We start from the raw sequence: 13,040 nt of genomic DNA on the forward strand, positions 1-13,040 counted from the left end.
GCGCAGTTCGCCGTCATCTTCGGCGAGCGCTTCACCCGGGCCATGGCGGCCTGATGTTCAACTCGCCGCCCACACACGGAATTTCCGATAGTCCCAAGCCGACCAAGGCACCCTCGGCCCCGCTGCCAGCAGCAGCCTTAGCAAAGGTGAAGTGCGAGACGCACGAACTCAGTTCTGCGCCTCACGAGCCAGCCGCATCGCCTTCAGACGCTCGGTCTTCTCGTCGCGTGCTCGCTGCTGCTGCTCGTGCTCTGCCCTCGCTTCCTGAGCAACGCGTTGGCGGTCGGCGATCTTCGCGGCCTGGGTCTAGGCGCGAGCGACAATGTGGCTAGGGAGGTCTGACATCGGATCTCCCCCGTTCGAGAGCAGGAGACCTAGAGCGTGCGCACGAAAAAGCCCGACGCGGCGAACCGGGCGGGCTGAAGGCAAGCCATACTTCCGGCAATAGTCCTGCGCTGCGCAAGCCTGGCGGTTGCCCGGCCGCTAACGCCGCCCCCAATCGCGGTCCACTGGCTTACGTCCCCATCAGCGGGCCAACAGGCTCACCGCAGCCCTTTGCGCCTTGCTGTTTCATCAGCAGCGTCGCGCGCCAATCGCGCTGCCTTCAAGCGCGCAGTGTTCTCATCCGCTGCGCTGGCGATCTGCTCCTTCAAAGCTTCTGGCTTGGCGCGATCCTGTGTCTTGGCAAACTCCGCTTCCGCCTGCTTCCGCTCCTTGCTGTGATCGTTGGCCATCATGCCTCCTCTCGGCCTCGTGAGCGCCCTCGTCAGCCGCCTGCCTGCTCGTCATCGGTCAGTTTTGTGAACTGCCGGGCGAGAGCTTCGACTTGGCGAGCAGTCGCAACCACCCTTAGCACGTGGCCGTCGTCGGCCTCGACCGTGAGTTCATAGCCGCCAGAAACGTCCGTAATCAGCACACGGACCAGCTTCTTAGGATCGGACATAGTGTTGTCGCCGTAGAATTGTCGCCGTAGCAGGCTCGCCCACCTCGCCTTGAATGCCGCCCCACCCGGCTTACACGGCAATCGAAGTGGCGCGATTCGTGGATCTCGCCGGCCTGGATTGCCGCCCGTTCGGGATGAGGGATGCCCTACCGGGACCAAGAGTTCAGCACACCGAGCGGTTGCGCCGGAAGCCTGAACATCTGCGAACGTTGGCGTGTGAGCGTCCGACCTTCGGCGAAGCTAGCGGCCACTGCGACGGTTCCAACATGAGCACGGGTGATACGACCGGCAGCACCTCGTCCGGTGTCCGCTGATCATTCCCCTACAGCATGCAATGAGGAGGGCCGGTCATGCTGGCCCTTTTCTTTGCCTGAAGGGGTCTCAGCCACGGAGGCGGTGACGTGAGGTGCCCGCCGGCAGGAACACCAATGGATCTGCAACGGACGCTCAGCATCACAGGTGAGATGGTCGACTTGGATTGCGACGGGCGGCTGGCGCAGCAGCTCGCGGGGAAGCGACTCGCAACGCGTTAGCTTCCCACTTCCAACGGCGAAGTGACGTCTTAACCCTTCTTCTTCGCGGGCTGATCTTTCGGCGGTTCATTCGTCTTCGGCGCCGCCCACGCCTTGGCCATGGCTTTCGCGGCTTCTCTGCTCACCCTCATGACCCCGCCTCCATGGTAGCCATGAGAACCAACGGGGCGGGGCAGACATCGTTGCAGAGGCGCGTCGAGGCTGATCGACAGGGTGAACATGAAGCGCGGCCGGCGCTGGGGCGGACCGGATGGGGCGTGACCTCGGCAACTCGGCCGCGCAGGCGGTGACGTGATCCGCGGCGGTTCAATCGTCCTGATCTTCAGGTGGTGGAACGTAGAAGGTGTTGATCGCCTTCCAGAAAGCAGCGCGCTCTTCCGGAGTTCGGGAGGCTAGGGCAGCTTGGAGTTCGGCGAGCCCGGCCTGCGCCGCTTCCTCGCGCTGGTCAGCGTCCAGCAGATCAAAAACATCGGTCACCACGTTCTCCCGGGGCGTCGCACCGCCTCCGGTTAAACGCCCTCCGCTCGCGGCCCGATCCGCGCTGAATTCACCAACGCAATGCCTGCGAGCCGTGAGGCTGCGGAGCGAGTGTTCATCTTGGGCACGAAACAGAAGCGGCCCCGCCGATGTCATGAACGGGGAGGAAGGCCGGCGAGGCCGCGCTGGAGAGCGCCGTCCAGCGTGCCGATGATGGCTGGTCGGACGGCCGCCGCCTTCACGCAGTTGAAGCGCGGCAAGAGAAACCCCGCGACCCGGGAGCTGCGGGGCAGTGAAGCGCGGGTGGAAGTTGGCCCCACCAGCGGCGATCAGGGGGAACTCCGCCAGCGAGGCCATGTCGGGTGTCGAAGCCGACCTTGGCAGCCTCGACTTTGCTGCAGGCCGCAGCCTTCGCAAAAGTGAAGTGCGAGGCGCACGAAAAGCGCGCCGCCGCGAGGGGTATTTTGCGCTCCTCCAATTTTGATTGGCGCGAAGGAAATCGCTAAGCCGCTTAGGGATTCCTCAGACAGCAAACAACTGGTCCTGTGCAGCGCCAGGCGGTGGCTTTGTGCCGTGCGCTATGCCTGAGCAATTTCCCTCCCCGCACTTGGAGATGCCGAACAGCCAAAGTGCCCTCAGCCCACTGAGCTTCATCGAGAACCAGAATCAACCCTCTGCCGCCCGCTCGATCGTCAAGAGCGAGATCTAGGCGAAAATTTTGCGAATTGTCCGCAAGTACAATTGTCTTTCGCTTCCGCTGGTTTGAGGATTTTCGCCTCGAATGAGGGAGGCCGTCGTGGAAGAGAGCACTTCAGCACCAGAGGCGAACCAGATTGATTGGGTAAGCAACCTCGTAGCCGCCTACGTGTCGAATAACTCGGTGCAGGCATCGGACCTGCCGGAACTCATTACCTCGGTCCATGCGGCCCTCCGCAGCTTGGACAGGCCTGCGGGAGCAGCCGAGGGACTGGTTGAAAAGCTAACCCCGGCCCAGATCCGCAAATCGATCACCCGGGATGCCTTGATCAGCTTCATCGACGGCAAGCCCTACAAGTCACTGAAGCGGCACCTGACCACCCGCGGGCTCGATCCGCACAGTTACCGTCAGCAGTACGGCCTGCCTGCGGACTACCCGATGACGGCAGCCTCCTACTCCGAGCAGCGCTCCGCTCTTGCTAAGGAGACCGGCCTCGGCCGACGCCATCAGAAGGTTGATCCGACGCCAACACCGGTTGCATCCAAAAAGCCGAAGGGCAACAGAAGCTCGCGCAAGACCGCTGGCGCCGAAACGGGTGAGTAGGCCTTCGCTCGCGGCATGGCGGCGGCCTGTAGGCTGTCGCCGCCCTCCTGCTCGTGCTGATGTCGTTCCCCGAGGTGTGAAGCATCATGCCGTTCGACGGTCCACTGCCGGTACTCACACGCAAGGTGCTCGACGCCCTGACGGCTGAGTTCGCTACGGCCGGAGCCATCGCGGTTCGAGCAGCGATACCAACCGTGAAACGGACCCAGATTGTGGCTCTAATCTGCGACGATCTGGAGAAGCGCGGGTTGGTTGAGCGCGGTGGAACGAGGCAGGTGCCGCGATGGCGGCGCGCTCAACCCCGACACGACTGAGCCCGCTACGGCGAGGGGTAGGGACGCCAGGCGGGCTCAGGTGAGAGCGGCCTTGGGAGCGCCCTCGCTGGTATGATGGCATACCACGCGCTAGACGCGAAAAGCCCCGCGAGCCGTTAGGCTGCGGGGCCAAGGGTATGGATGGGGATCGGCCCCGCCGGCAGCGATCGGGGGCGACTTCCCCCGCCAGGGCCATGCCGGGTGTCGGAACCGACCCCGCCACCTTCGATCTCACCACAACCAATGGCATTCGCAAAAGTTAGACGGGGCGGGCTGAAAAGGAGCACCATGGCTCAGCCAGCGGCCAGCGGCGGATCCAGTGCTCTGTCGCGGGGTGCGCCATCATACCCTTCCAACCAGGAAGCATGTTCCTCGCTATTGAGGGGATACGGGCATGCATCCTTCGGGCGGCCGTGAATGCGCGCCCTTGCGCCTTGCTCAATGGGATCAGCTTGAGTGTGACAGGTGTCTGCCATGGCAATAGCTCTGGCTCCCGCCCCCGCAAAGCAACTCAGTTGAAGCACGGCAGATCCAGAGCTGTGGCAGCAGTGACGGACACCGCACCGTCGACTTGATGCTTAGCGAGGTGGCCCTCAATCGACTTACCAGACTATCAGCGTGACGATCGTTGCGACCACGCACGCCTGGCGCTCAAAGTGGCACTCGGCCGGCGTCTCAGGCGCCTCCTGCAGAGTGCTGCGAGCCCGCAAACGGTCGCGCCTGACAATTGAGGGTTAGTGCTCTTTTAGGTCTGTCGCGAATTGAGCCGAGATCGTTACATCCTGCAACTGCTTCAGCAGATGAGCAAAGCGTAGCAGTAGAGGTGCGGATTTTGTGAGCGAGATCACAGTGTTCCGATCCGCGAGCGCCGATAGTCGGCGCAACGACTAATTCTCTGCTCGTCCGGGCGGCGAGGGAGCGCAGGCCAAGCGACGGGACGCGGCGATGAGCAAGATCCTATTCGAGGTTCCAAGCTACGCCTTCCATGTGCTTGTGAGCGGCCTTGAACAGCAGTTCGGTGCGGCGAGAGCCGTGGTCGATCTCGATTACGCGAGCCTGCGCCACGAGAACTACACGCTGTCCTACGCGACTGATCACGGAGACCGGGTTCTGGTGCTTCTGGACGTCACTCCCTCTTGGCAGATCCCGGAGCAGCTGCAGGCGTACCGCCGCACTTGAGGCTGCGAGCTGAAGGGCTCGGCCTCAGTCGTGGCGGACTCCCCACGGTGTAATCCGGCGTAGCTCGCGAGCCTATGCCGGCGGTCGGCGGACGCGATGCGGTTCAGAACCTCTATCGCAGGGACGAGGGCGGCAGGATCTCGTTCAGCGCGGTCCAGGAAGTGGGCTAGCACCTCCCCACGCGGTCCACAGGTGAGGCGGACGATAGCGCGGAGGGAGCAGAGTCGGGCCAAGCGCTCGGCCGGATCGAGGTCGTGAGCCCAGGGGACCAAGGCGTTTGATGACGAAACTCCGGCCTCGGTAACGCTACCCCGGTAACAGAGGTAACACGGTAACGGCCAGGAACATCACTCATCGCGGCTCCCGTCTTTGTGGGAACGGTAGGTGTTACCGCTGTTACTGCTGTTACCGGGAGTAGCGTTACCAGCCCTCCCCAGATCCGCACGGTCAGGGTGAATGTACCGACCGGTCCCGACCTTGCTCACCTCACCAGCCTTGCCCATGACGTGCAGCAACTTGCGCATGGCGCCGCTGCTGCTGTCAGTCAGCGCCGCTAGCTCGGACGGTGACATCGGCGCGTCCGCCTCCTTCAGCAGCGCCAGCACCGTCCCGCGCTCGTCGGAGCGACGAACCTCGTCAGCTGCCCCTAGGATGCGCCAGCGGCAGGTCTCGCGGTCGAACTCGACGGCAGCCTCGATCTCCTCCACGTCGCGGCCACGACCGTAGAGCGTTGCGCCGCTCCCATCGCGATCGAGGATCACCGTCGTGTCGGCGGCTCCCGACAGGCCGAGGGTACCGCTTACCTTCTCGAACGGGTCGCTGTCCGCTCCACTCTTGCGGGTGTGATGCACGATCACGATCGCGATGTTGAACTCGCCTGCGAGCCCTTGCAGACCCTTGATGGCGCCGTAGTCCGCCTCGTACAGGCTCTCGCGGTCGCCGCGCACCGGCTTAAACATCGCCAGCACGTCTACGATTACAAGGCGCGGGTTCTCGGCTTGAGTGATCCATTCGCGGATGCGCTCGATGCCGCCCTCATTGGCTCGGGGCCATTCTGTGGCGTAGGCCAGCGCGCACGGCCACTCGCCGCCGAAGGCGCCGAGCACCTTGTCGATTCGGCGCTGCAAACGCCGCTCGTTGTCCTCAAGCGCGAGGTAGAGGACATCACCCTGCTCGCACTGTGTTCCGCCGAGGCACACGGCGCCAGCGGACACAGCCAGGGCAACCTCCAGCATGAGCCAGCTCTTGCCGAGCTTGGGCCTGCCGGCGAGCAGGGTTGCGCCCTCGGCTATGTAGCCGGGGACCACGTAGCGGATCGGCGGGAAGCACTTGTGGCGCAGATCCGCGGCGTTGCCGATCCTTGAGCGAGCGTCAGGGATGAAGGCGGAGAAGGCATCGGGCTCAAATCGCCCGAGATGATCCATCTCCTCTGTGAAGGGATCGTGCCTCATGACAGCCCCCTTGCGAGCTGCTGAGTCTCACGCGCCTTGTGAGCCTGCTGCTTTGTCTCCTTCAGCAGGGCTAACACGCTGATCGCTTGCCGCAGCGAGGCAACTGTGCAGCGGATCGAGTAATCCAGACCGGCATCGTCGGAGGCGGCCGCATAGCCAATCCCCATGCTGGTGTAGAGGTTGGCCCGACTCAGGCACTCAGCCACAAACTCGCGCAGAGCTTCGGGGCTGCCGTGGGCGATGTGATCGGGGTTCATGCGGCGCCTCCCTGAGGAAGGGCGCGGGTGCCCGCATGATTGCTAGAAGCGATGCTCATAACCCCAAGTGCCAGGGATCGGTAGTCGACAGCTCTATGGGGCTTCAGGAAGGTGGGGCTGAGTCGTGTGTGGGGCCTTGTTCCGGAGAGGAAGTTGCAAGCGAATGATCGCGGCTTCTCCAGCCATGGAGCGGTAAAATGCGGTAATCTCATTGGCGCACCTCAATCGGTCCGAGACCGGCGAGGCCCGCAATGGCTGCAGCAACGGAAGTGCTGACACCGAGGCGGCGTTGCAGTCGTTCCACGACGAGGCGATTTGTGATAAGGCTTTGATCGAAGTTGGCTTCCAGGCAAACGCTTCGATCGGGCCCGGTGACTGCGCATCCGCGCAGCGCCGGGCTCATTTCATTTTGTGGCAACATGGCTCAACCCACCTGCGCTTTGAGAGCAGGTAGACCGTTCAACCAAGTGCGCAGATCATCAGCGAGGATGAGTGTTCGCCGGCCCAACTTTTTAGCTGTGAGGCGGCGGGCCGCAATCTCAGCGTAGATCGTCGTCCGGCTTGATCCTGTAATGCGGATAACTTCCGCAATGGTGTAAGCGTGCTTGCTGTTCACGAACGTACTCCCTGACGCCGCGGAATCATCCCGCATTCAGGAGCACAGTAGCGAGGCGCTCCAGGCGCCCTCTCAGATTGGGACGAAAATCAAGATTGCTGTTCCCGAAGCGTCTCCTCTAGGGCGCGAGCTTCCTCTGCGCACTTTCGGACCATACGCGGCGTTATCCTTGCAGAATAAAAGCTAGAATATTCCTGCGCGATTTCCTGGAGTATCTTAGTTCGTTCTGCATAATGCCTGATCGGATTGAATATAACTAGGCGCGAGCCGACGAACTTACCGTCAATAATATCTTCAAAGGCGCTGAGGTGTTGCTCGATAGCTTGGTATTCAATGCCTCTCGGCTTTTCGCCTTTACTGAGCCGATAGATCAAATGGCGGCTTAACTTATTATCGTATTGCGCGCGGATCTCATCCAGCTCATCAAAGCCGCTATTGCAAGCACGCTCTCTTTCTTTTCCCTTCTCTAGAGCCCTCTTCTCGAAGCGCCGCAAACAGTCGAGGCCAATTCGATACCGCTGCATTTCGTCCAGGATTGGCGGACGGCCGGCGCCTTTACGTTTCCCCCCATGTCCCATGCTGTCCTCCTCTCCGTGCCCGCATTCGCGCGCTCGCCGAAATGAGCGCCGACCGCGCCTGGGAGCCTTGGGCCACGGGCTCTCGGCGTTTTGCGCCACCTACCGAGCGGGCGAGCCGGCTATGTCCCTGACAACGAGCTGCCGAGGATGGTAGCTCACCCGCCAGGGCGCGCTAGCCTCTCAGCCGCCGTGCGTGCAATAGGCGTTATGGAACGGGCCTCAAAATAATTCTTCCGTATTTCCAAATACAAACTAGAAACATCTTAACAATTGCTTGTATCTCTTGCAATTTTGCTAATGAATATAAGTAATAGAGTAGCCATCCCGCAAGGGTCAGCTTCGCATTGTGCGTGCGAATAGCTGAGCTTCCCTTGTGCGGCGCGCGGGGCCGCCTGTCAGCTGCGGTGTATGCGGCGGACATTGCAAAACGTGGACGTGCCCCGGCTGTGTCGAACTCCGCCGCTAAGGCGAGGAGGCAGCAATGCAGCCAGTGTTTCCAGGCACCACCGCGGCAGCCGCCGCGAGGCTTCCGCTTGTTCGTATGGCAGCTCTTTCCGGCCTCCTTGTTGCTGCCAGCTCCGGGGCTGCGCTCGGTGAACCCATCGCGAAGTCCGGCACTACGCCCTATGTCACGCACTTCGTCTTCCGGCCGCTAAGCGGCATCGACCTCCCGGGTCTCGGCTCTGTGACACCGCTCGAGGCCGTCGGAACCACGCAGAACCTCAAGGGCGAGGCCATGCTCGACAAGATGTCCGCGCGGTGCATGGCGCTGAACGTCGCGTCGGGTGACAGGAAGTACATCGACGGTGCCTGCGTGCTCGCCGACAAGGACGGCGACCAGATCTTCTCCACCTTCGATACGCGCGACGTCGACAAGACGCAGGCCGATCTCAGCTGCGGCACGCACATCATCACGGGTGGTACCGGCAAGTACGATGGCATCACGGGCCGTGAGCCCTTCGCCTGCAATGTAATGCCGGCGCTCGCCGGCTCCGGCGGCTACACCGCTATGGACATCCCGCACAACACGACCTGGGAGATCAGGCCGAAGCAGGTCGGCACGACCGCGCCGAGCACGACCGGCAGCACCAAGCCGTGACGCTAACGGAAGCCCGGCTGCTGGGCCGGGCTATCCTCGTGGCAAAGCCAACCGAAGCGGCCCGTCCGTGACGGGCGCGGACGGGAAGCTGTTCAGGACGATCAGAACCGCTGCATGGGGCGGTTGTAGAGTTCCGCGTTCCAGCGGGCACGGTTGTCGGCGCGTGTCCAAGCACCGGCGATCGTCTCCTGCTGGCGGGGCAGTGTCGTTTGATCGCCCTGGGCGGATGCCACGACACCGCGCACGGTGTTCACGCTATGCGCTGCCGCGGCATGCGGCGCCTCAGCGAAGCAGACAAAGGCCAAGATTAGGACGCCGAGAGGCGGCACGTGACGAGCCATGGAGATCCTTGATGCTCGGTATCATGCAGGTGGAATGGCGGTCCTGCGGGCAGGTTCCCTCGGCGTTCGGTTTCCCTCGGCGTCCGATCGGATAGGTCCGTGCCCTCACCGCTTGGCCCAATGGCGCTGAGCCGCGTCGGGCCGGCAAGCCTGATGATCGCCTGCGCGTGAAAGCGTTCCGTTAGGACTTGCCGTGTGGAACGCTGCTAGGCCGTCGAGGCCCCATCCCGAGTGGATGGCCCTGACGGCTGGAACGCGAACTTGGTCAGCCTCTGAGGCTCCACTGGAACGAGCATGCACCTTGTGCATGCCCCTGCTCGCCTGCTGGGGTATGCCTCAGCAGACGCTCCGCCCTTGGCTGGCGGCGTAACGGGAGCCGCCAATCGGGTGTCGCAAAGTTTCGGATGGATCTACCGGCGCGCTTAATCAACTTGATGCAGTCTACCTAATGTGAGATCATAATCGCATAGGGACAAGATGAGACGGTAACGTACACTATTATCATCCTGATCCCGCATTATCGGTCTGCAGCCTGAATAGTTGCGACCCATCAGCGCCACACGGGGCTGAACTCCCATCGTCGTCACACCGACGTGACGAAGACAGAGGGAGATGACCATGAAGACGCCCCTACTCACCCTGTCGCTCTTGGCCGCTCTCGCCGCCGCAGCCGCTTCGATCCCGGCAAGCGTGTCGGCAGGGCCCACCGAAGACGTACAGACGGCTATGAAGAGCCTGAAGACGAAGGCTGCCGCCTTGGGGGCTCCAAGCGTGAAGGGCGAGGACACGATCGCCGGGAAGACCGTGCCGGTCCTCTATTTCGGCCAGACCAAGGTGAACGGCGACTTCTCCTTGGTCGACAGCGTGCAGAAGGAGGTCGGCGGGACCGCAACCCTGTTCGTGAAGAGCGGCAGTGAGTTTGTCCGGGTCTCGACGAACGTGAAGAAGGATGATGGCTCACGCGCCGTCGGCACAGTCCTCGATCCGAAGGGGAAGGCCATTGCGGCGATTGGCAAGGGAGAGGCCTATTTTGGCGAGGCCGACATCCTCGGCAAACCCTACACCACGGGCTACGAGCCGATCCGCGATGCGAGCCAGGGCATCATCGGGATCTACTACGTCGGATACCCGAAGAAGTAGGACGTCGTTGCCGCTGTTCGCCGTCGCCGGGATTGAGCCTGACCCGGTGCCTGCGCCGATCGAGCCGGAGCCACCTCGCAAGCCGAAGCCGCGGCCCAAGCCCTCGACGCCGCCGGGGTGCCTACCCCCAGATCTGCAGGCAGCCGCAACGCGGGGCAACTCTGGCACGCACGGACCTCCGAGCTACACTCACGACGTCGTCAGCATGGTCTGAAGACGCGCTCTGCGGGTGCGCAGCGCTGCGAGGTTGGTCTTGATGTTCAGCAACACGCCCCTGGCCCCGATCGCGCAATGCCCATTCTCGTTCAGCTGCTCGATCCGCGTGACCTGCTCGGCGTAGCGCTTCTCGCCTTCGGCGATGAGGCGGTCGAGGGCATCCAACTGATCGTTGATCGACCGCGTCACGCCTCGCTCCACCCGGCCTGACCCCAGATACTCCTCTCGTACCCGAGGCCAGAGGAGGGGCGAAGGTAGCAAGCGCCCGGGTTCGCGCATCAGCGGTTACGGGAACGGGGACACCGACCGCGACATCGTTGGGGGATGGAAACGAGCACGGCCGGCGCCTGCCTCCCCAGGACTTCTTGCTGGGGTGCACTCCAATGCTCTGTCACTCCCAGAGAGCCGACAATCGCAAATGATCCGCACATCCGGCGCGAGCTTAAGCGAACAGGCTCGCAGCCCTCTCGTCTTCGAGGATGGCCTCGATCAGGGTGATGGCCAAGGTCCGAGAGTTCTCTCTCATGGCGCAGCCCTGCCCGAGAGGATCACCTTGCGCGACGACGATCCTGTGCTTCTTGCAGACCAACGCCTAGGTTGGCGTGGAGATCGGCGGCAATCTGTTGTGGCACGAGCAGAGTGATCTCTCGATCATCTGCCGCGCGGAGACGGACAGCGACCGTATCGCCACCGTCGATCACCTCAACGCCTGCAAGCTGAGCAATTCCGACGACCGTGATGCGATCCGTGTGATCCAACGTGCGCTCCCCAGCCAAGCCGGTTGCGCTCCGACCGACGCAACGTTGGGCGCTTCAACTAACATCAGGCTCGAACAGCTCCCTCACCTTTTCGTGAGATTGCAGATCGCGAACTCACTGCGTCAGCATCAGCTTGCCTGAGATGGGGCCGACGCCCTTCGGCACCGGCACGCTCGTGGCGTCGTAGTTGGCGTTCAGGAAGAGGTTCGGCCCTTCGTAGAGGTTCACCTGCTGCGCCACGATGACCGTGTACGCTGATTGATCCGCCACAGGCTTGCTGGCGTCGATCACGAGCCGCCCGGCCGGAAGGTAAATCGTCCCGAGCATCGTGCGGGCGTTGTCGCTGATGATGCGGTACGTCCGCATCGGCTTCGTGATGCCCAGCGGTGGCGGTGTCGGCGGGATGGCATTGCCTGTGATGATGTCGGTCGCTTCAAGGACCGGATCGATCGGTGAGCTGACCGAGCGCTCTTCCGACATCAGCAGACCCGCCAACACGCCCGTGGTCGGTGCCGCGAGGCTGATGGTGGTCTTCTTGTCGAACAGCAGGCCACTCTTGTTGCCTGTGAAAAAGAAGGCCACGTCCACGCCCGACATGGAGGCGCTGTCCTTTACGATCAGCGGCCCATCCTTCATGATGTAGATGCCGGCCTTGAGCGTCACGACCGCCGCGCCGGTGATCTGCAGGCCCCCGCAATAGGTGCCGGGCTCCAGAGTGAAGCTCGTGTCGACCCTGTTCTCGCCGGGGCGGAGCTTGCCGTCCTTGCGCGCGGAGGCGGGTAGCTGCACGCAGTCGCCGAGACTGGGCTGACCGGTGCCCTTGAGCGGGTCCTCGATGGCAGGACAGTCGGTCTGCGGGTTGGGCGAGAAGTTGGCCTTTGCTCCGTCGAAGCCGCCTCCCGAGCAGATGAGATCGGCCCGAGCCAGGGCATTGTCCTTGCCGACCATGCCCTTGGTGTTCTTGGAGTTCGAGTACAGCGAGCAGCTGTTGCCGGTGACCTGAGCGTTCTTCTGCAGCGCAAATGTGCCAGGAGCGGCGGGGTCGAGCGTCAGCATGCACAAGCGCATGCGCCCGACCACGTTGGCGCGGGCCTTCGTCGCGATGGTCGTAGAGCGGATGCCCACGAAGGCTCCGAAGGTGAACCGGATCGTCTCCTCTGCGCGCGCGAAGACGCTGGTTTTGTCGTCTGCGACGGTGATGTTGACCGTCAGCGGCTGGCTGACGGATCCCTTGGCCGCGTCGCGGATGGTCTGCTCGGTCAGGCCCGCGATGCTGGCGGGGTTGGAGGCCGCTAGCTTGAGGGCATTGCCGCCAGCCAGCACACCGGCATCGACGGCGCTCTGCAATTGGGCGCGGCGGTGGACGAGGCGCGCGTAGTCAGAGGCACCGCCCGCCATGCCGAGCAGCACGGTCGCGCTGAGCCCGAAGATGACGGCGACCGAACCGCGGCGGTCGCTCTTGAACGTGCTCTCTTTGCTCAACGCTGTCTGAATTGCAAAGGACCAACTCGCCTGGGCTCGAACCTCTTTACTTGGTTTCATCTGAGTTGCCGCTTGTCGTCGCCATGCCAGACACAAGCAGTGGCGCACGAATTGTTAATGTTTCATCCAAGCTTCCATCGGTTTTTGGCAAATCGATATGGCTTAGACTGCGCCGTCCTACGGGTTTCTGCTGTAACGCCGACAGTCCTTCCCGCAGTAGTCCGAGCATCATGCGGCGATCAATTGAACGACCGCAGCGCGTTCTAGAGCGATTTCCACTTACTCCGGATCGTAACCGGCGGCGGCGAAGTAGTTGGCGCACTCGGCTGGCGTGAAGGCGTCGAGAAGATCGCCGA

The 13,040-nt window shown here is 62.7% G+C and carries 16 protein-coding genes; 4 read left to right on the forward strand and 12 right to left on the reverse strand.

From position 1 onward, the window contains the following. Positions 1-542: 542 nt before the first annotated feature. The 3 genes from J2X36_RS26370 to J2X36_RS26380 form a co-directional block, all read right to left on the reverse strand. A complete protein-coding gene (locus J2X36_RS26370) occupies positions 543-737 on the reverse strand; it encodes a hypothetical protein (protein ID WP_310355137.1) in 195 nt (64 codons plus the stop codon). A gap of 29 nt (positions 738-766) precedes the next feature. Continuing rightward, entirely contained in the window at positions 767-943 is a 177-nt protein-coding gene (locus J2X36_RS26375; protein ID WP_310355139.1) for a hypothetical protein, read from the reverse strand. A gap of 839 nt (positions 944-1,782) precedes the next feature. Next, positions 1,783-1,953, reverse strand: coding sequence for a hypothetical protein (locus tag J2X36_RS26380; RefSeq protein ID WP_165937862.1), 171 nt, complete (start codon positions 1,951-1,953; stop codon positions 1,783-1,785). A gap of 796 nt (positions 1,954-2,749) precedes the next feature. On the opposite strand from J2X36_RS26380, the gene J2X36_RS26385 reads away from it, so the two are divergent. Next, the gene (locus J2X36_RS26385) at positions 2,750-3,253 is read left to right on the forward strand and encodes a MucR family transcriptional regulator (RefSeq protein WP_310355140.1); all 504 of its coding nucleotides are present in this window, start codon (positions 2,750-2,752) and stop codon (positions 3,251-3,253) included. A 607-nt stretch (positions 3,254-3,860) separates the two neighbouring features. Here the strand turns inward: J2X36_RS26385 and rmf are convergent. Continuing rightward, positions 3,861-4,043 carry a ribosome modulation factor gene (gene rmf, locus J2X36_RS26390; protein ID WP_310355143.1) on the reverse strand — a complete coding sequence of 61 codons (183 nt, stop codon included), beginning with the start codon at positions 4,041-4,043 and terminating at the stop codon, positions 3,861-3,863. A gap of 469 nt (positions 4,044-4,512) precedes the next feature. Here rmf and J2X36_RS26395 point away from each other — a divergent pair, with 469 nt between their 5' ends. Then, on the forward strand, positions 4,513-4,746 hold the full coding sequence (locus tag J2X36_RS26395; protein WP_310355145.1) for a hypothetical protein: 234 nt from the start codon (positions 4,513-4,515) through the stop codon (positions 4,744-4,746). Positions 4,747-5,093: 347 nt separating this feature from the next. Here J2X36_RS26395 and J2X36_RS26400 read toward each other — a convergent pair whose 3' ends face one another. From J2X36_RS26400 to J2X36_RS26415, 4 genes are all read right to left on the reverse strand, one after another. Continuing rightward, complete coding sequence (locus J2X36_RS26400) at positions 5,094-6,197, reverse strand: AAA family ATPase (protein WP_310355147.1); 1,104 nt, start codon at positions 6,195-6,197, stop codon at positions 5,094-5,096. Further along, positions 6,194-6,454 carry a hypothetical protein gene (locus tag J2X36_RS26405; protein ID WP_310355150.1) on the reverse strand — a complete coding sequence of 87 codons (261 nt, stop codon included), beginning with the start codon at positions 6,452-6,454 and terminating at the stop codon, positions 6,194-6,196. Before J2X36_RS26405 ends, J2X36_RS26400 begins: the two co-directional genes overlap by 4 nt. Positions 6,455-6,878: 424 nt before the next feature. Further along, entirely contained in the window at positions 6,879-7,070 is a 192-nt protein-coding gene (locus tag J2X36_RS26410; protein ID WP_310355152.1) for a helix-turn-helix domain-containing protein, read from the reverse strand. Positions 7,071-7,159: 89 nt separating this feature from the next. Continuing rightward, on the reverse strand, positions 7,160-7,648 hold the full coding sequence (locus tag J2X36_RS26415) for a hypothetical protein (RefSeq protein WP_310355154.1): 489 nt from the start codon (positions 7,646-7,648) through the stop codon (positions 7,160-7,162). 481 nt (positions 7,649-8,129) lie between these two features. Here J2X36_RS26415 and J2X36_RS26420 point away from each other — a divergent pair, with 481 nt between their 5' ends. Beyond that, positions 8,130-8,747 carry a hypothetical protein gene (locus J2X36_RS26420; RefSeq protein WP_310355155.1) on the forward strand — a complete coding sequence of 206 codons (618 nt, stop codon included), beginning with the start codon at positions 8,130-8,132 and terminating at the stop codon, positions 8,745-8,747. Positions 8,748-8,848: 101 nt separating this feature from the next. Here J2X36_RS26420 and J2X36_RS26425 read toward each other — a convergent pair whose 3' ends face one another. Then, a complete protein-coding gene (locus tag J2X36_RS26425; RefSeq protein WP_310355157.1) occupies positions 8,849-9,088 on the reverse strand; it encodes a hypothetical protein in 240 nt (79 codons plus the stop codon). A gap of 618 nt (positions 9,089-9,706) precedes the next feature. Between J2X36_RS26425 and J2X36_RS26430 the strand changes: the two genes are divergently transcribed. Beyond that, on the forward strand, positions 9,707-10,228 hold the full coding sequence (locus tag J2X36_RS26430) for a Cache 3/Cache 2 fusion domain-containing protein (protein WP_310355159.1): 522 nt from the start codon (positions 9,707-9,709) through the stop codon (positions 10,226-10,228). A 189-nt stretch (positions 10,229-10,417) separates the two neighbouring features. Here J2X36_RS26430 and J2X36_RS26435 read toward each other — a convergent pair whose 3' ends face one another. From J2X36_RS26435 to J2X36_RS26445, 3 genes are all read right to left on the reverse strand, one after another. Beyond that, entirely contained in the window at positions 10,418-10,633 is a 216-nt protein-coding gene (locus J2X36_RS26435) for a hypothetical protein (protein WP_310355160.1), read from the reverse strand. 359 nt (positions 10,634-10,992) lie between these two features. Continuing rightward, a complete protein-coding gene (locus tag J2X36_RS26440) occupies positions 10,993-11,202 on the reverse strand; it encodes a hypothetical protein (RefSeq protein WP_310355162.1) in 210 nt (69 codons plus the stop codon). A 114-nt stretch (positions 11,203-11,316) separates the two neighbouring features. Next, positions 11,317-12,684, reverse strand: coding sequence for a pilus assembly protein (locus J2X36_RS26445; protein WP_310355164.1), 1,368 nt, complete (start codon positions 12,682-12,684; stop codon positions 11,317-11,319). Between the last annotated feature and the right edge of the window lie 356 nt (positions 12,685-13,040).

It is taken from the genome of Methylobacterium sp. BE186 (assembly GCF_031457035.1).
In the GTDB taxonomy this organism is placed as follows: domain Bacteria; phylum Pseudomonadota; class Alphaproteobacteria; order Rhizobiales; family Beijerinckiaceae; genus Methylobacterium; species Methylobacterium segetis.

What these genes read in the sequence shown, in the direction of transcription:
- J2X36_RS26395 (WP_310355145.1), top strand. Translation starts at nt 4,513, where the DNA reads ATGAGCAAGATCCTATTCGAGGTTCCAAGCTACGCCTTCCATGTGCTT.
- J2X36_RS26375 (WP_310355139.1), bottom strand. Translation starts at nt 943, where the DNA reads ATGTCCGATCCTAAGAAGCTGGTCCGTGTGCTGATTACGGACGTTTCT.
- J2X36_RS26430 (WP_310355159.1), top strand. Translation starts at nt 9,707, where the DNA reads ATGAAGACGCCCCTACTCACCCTGTCGCTCTTGGCCGCTCTCGCCGCC.
- J2X36_RS26400 (WP_310355147.1), bottom strand. Translation starts at nt 6,197, where the DNA reads ATGAGGCACGATCCCTTCACAGAGGAGATGGATCATCTCGGGCGATTT.
- J2X36_RS26405 (WP_310355150.1), bottom strand. Translation starts at nt 6,454, where the DNA reads ATGAACCCCGATCACATCGCCCACGGCAGCCCCGAAGCTCTGCGCGAG.
- J2X36_RS26425 (WP_310355157.1), bottom strand. Translation starts at nt 9,088, where the DNA reads ATGGCTCGTCACGTGCCGCCTCTCGGCGTCCTAATCTTGGCCTTTGTC.
- J2X36_RS26415 (WP_310355154.1), bottom strand. Translation starts at nt 7,648, where the DNA reads ATGGGACATGGGGGGAAACGTAAAGGCGCCGGCCGTCCGCCAATCCTG.
- J2X36_RS26370 (WP_310355137.1), bottom strand. Translation starts at nt 737, where the DNA reads ATGATGGCCAACGATCACAGCAAGGAGCGGAAGCAGGCGGAAGCGGAG.
- J2X36_RS26420 (WP_310355155.1), top strand. Translation starts at nt 8,130, where the DNA reads ATGCAGCCAGTGTTTCCAGGCACCACCGCGGCAGCCGCCGCGAGGCTT.
- rmf (WP_310355143.1), bottom strand. Translation starts at nt 4,043, where the DNA reads ATGGCAGACACCTGTCACACTCAAGCTGATCCCATTGAGCAAGGCGCA.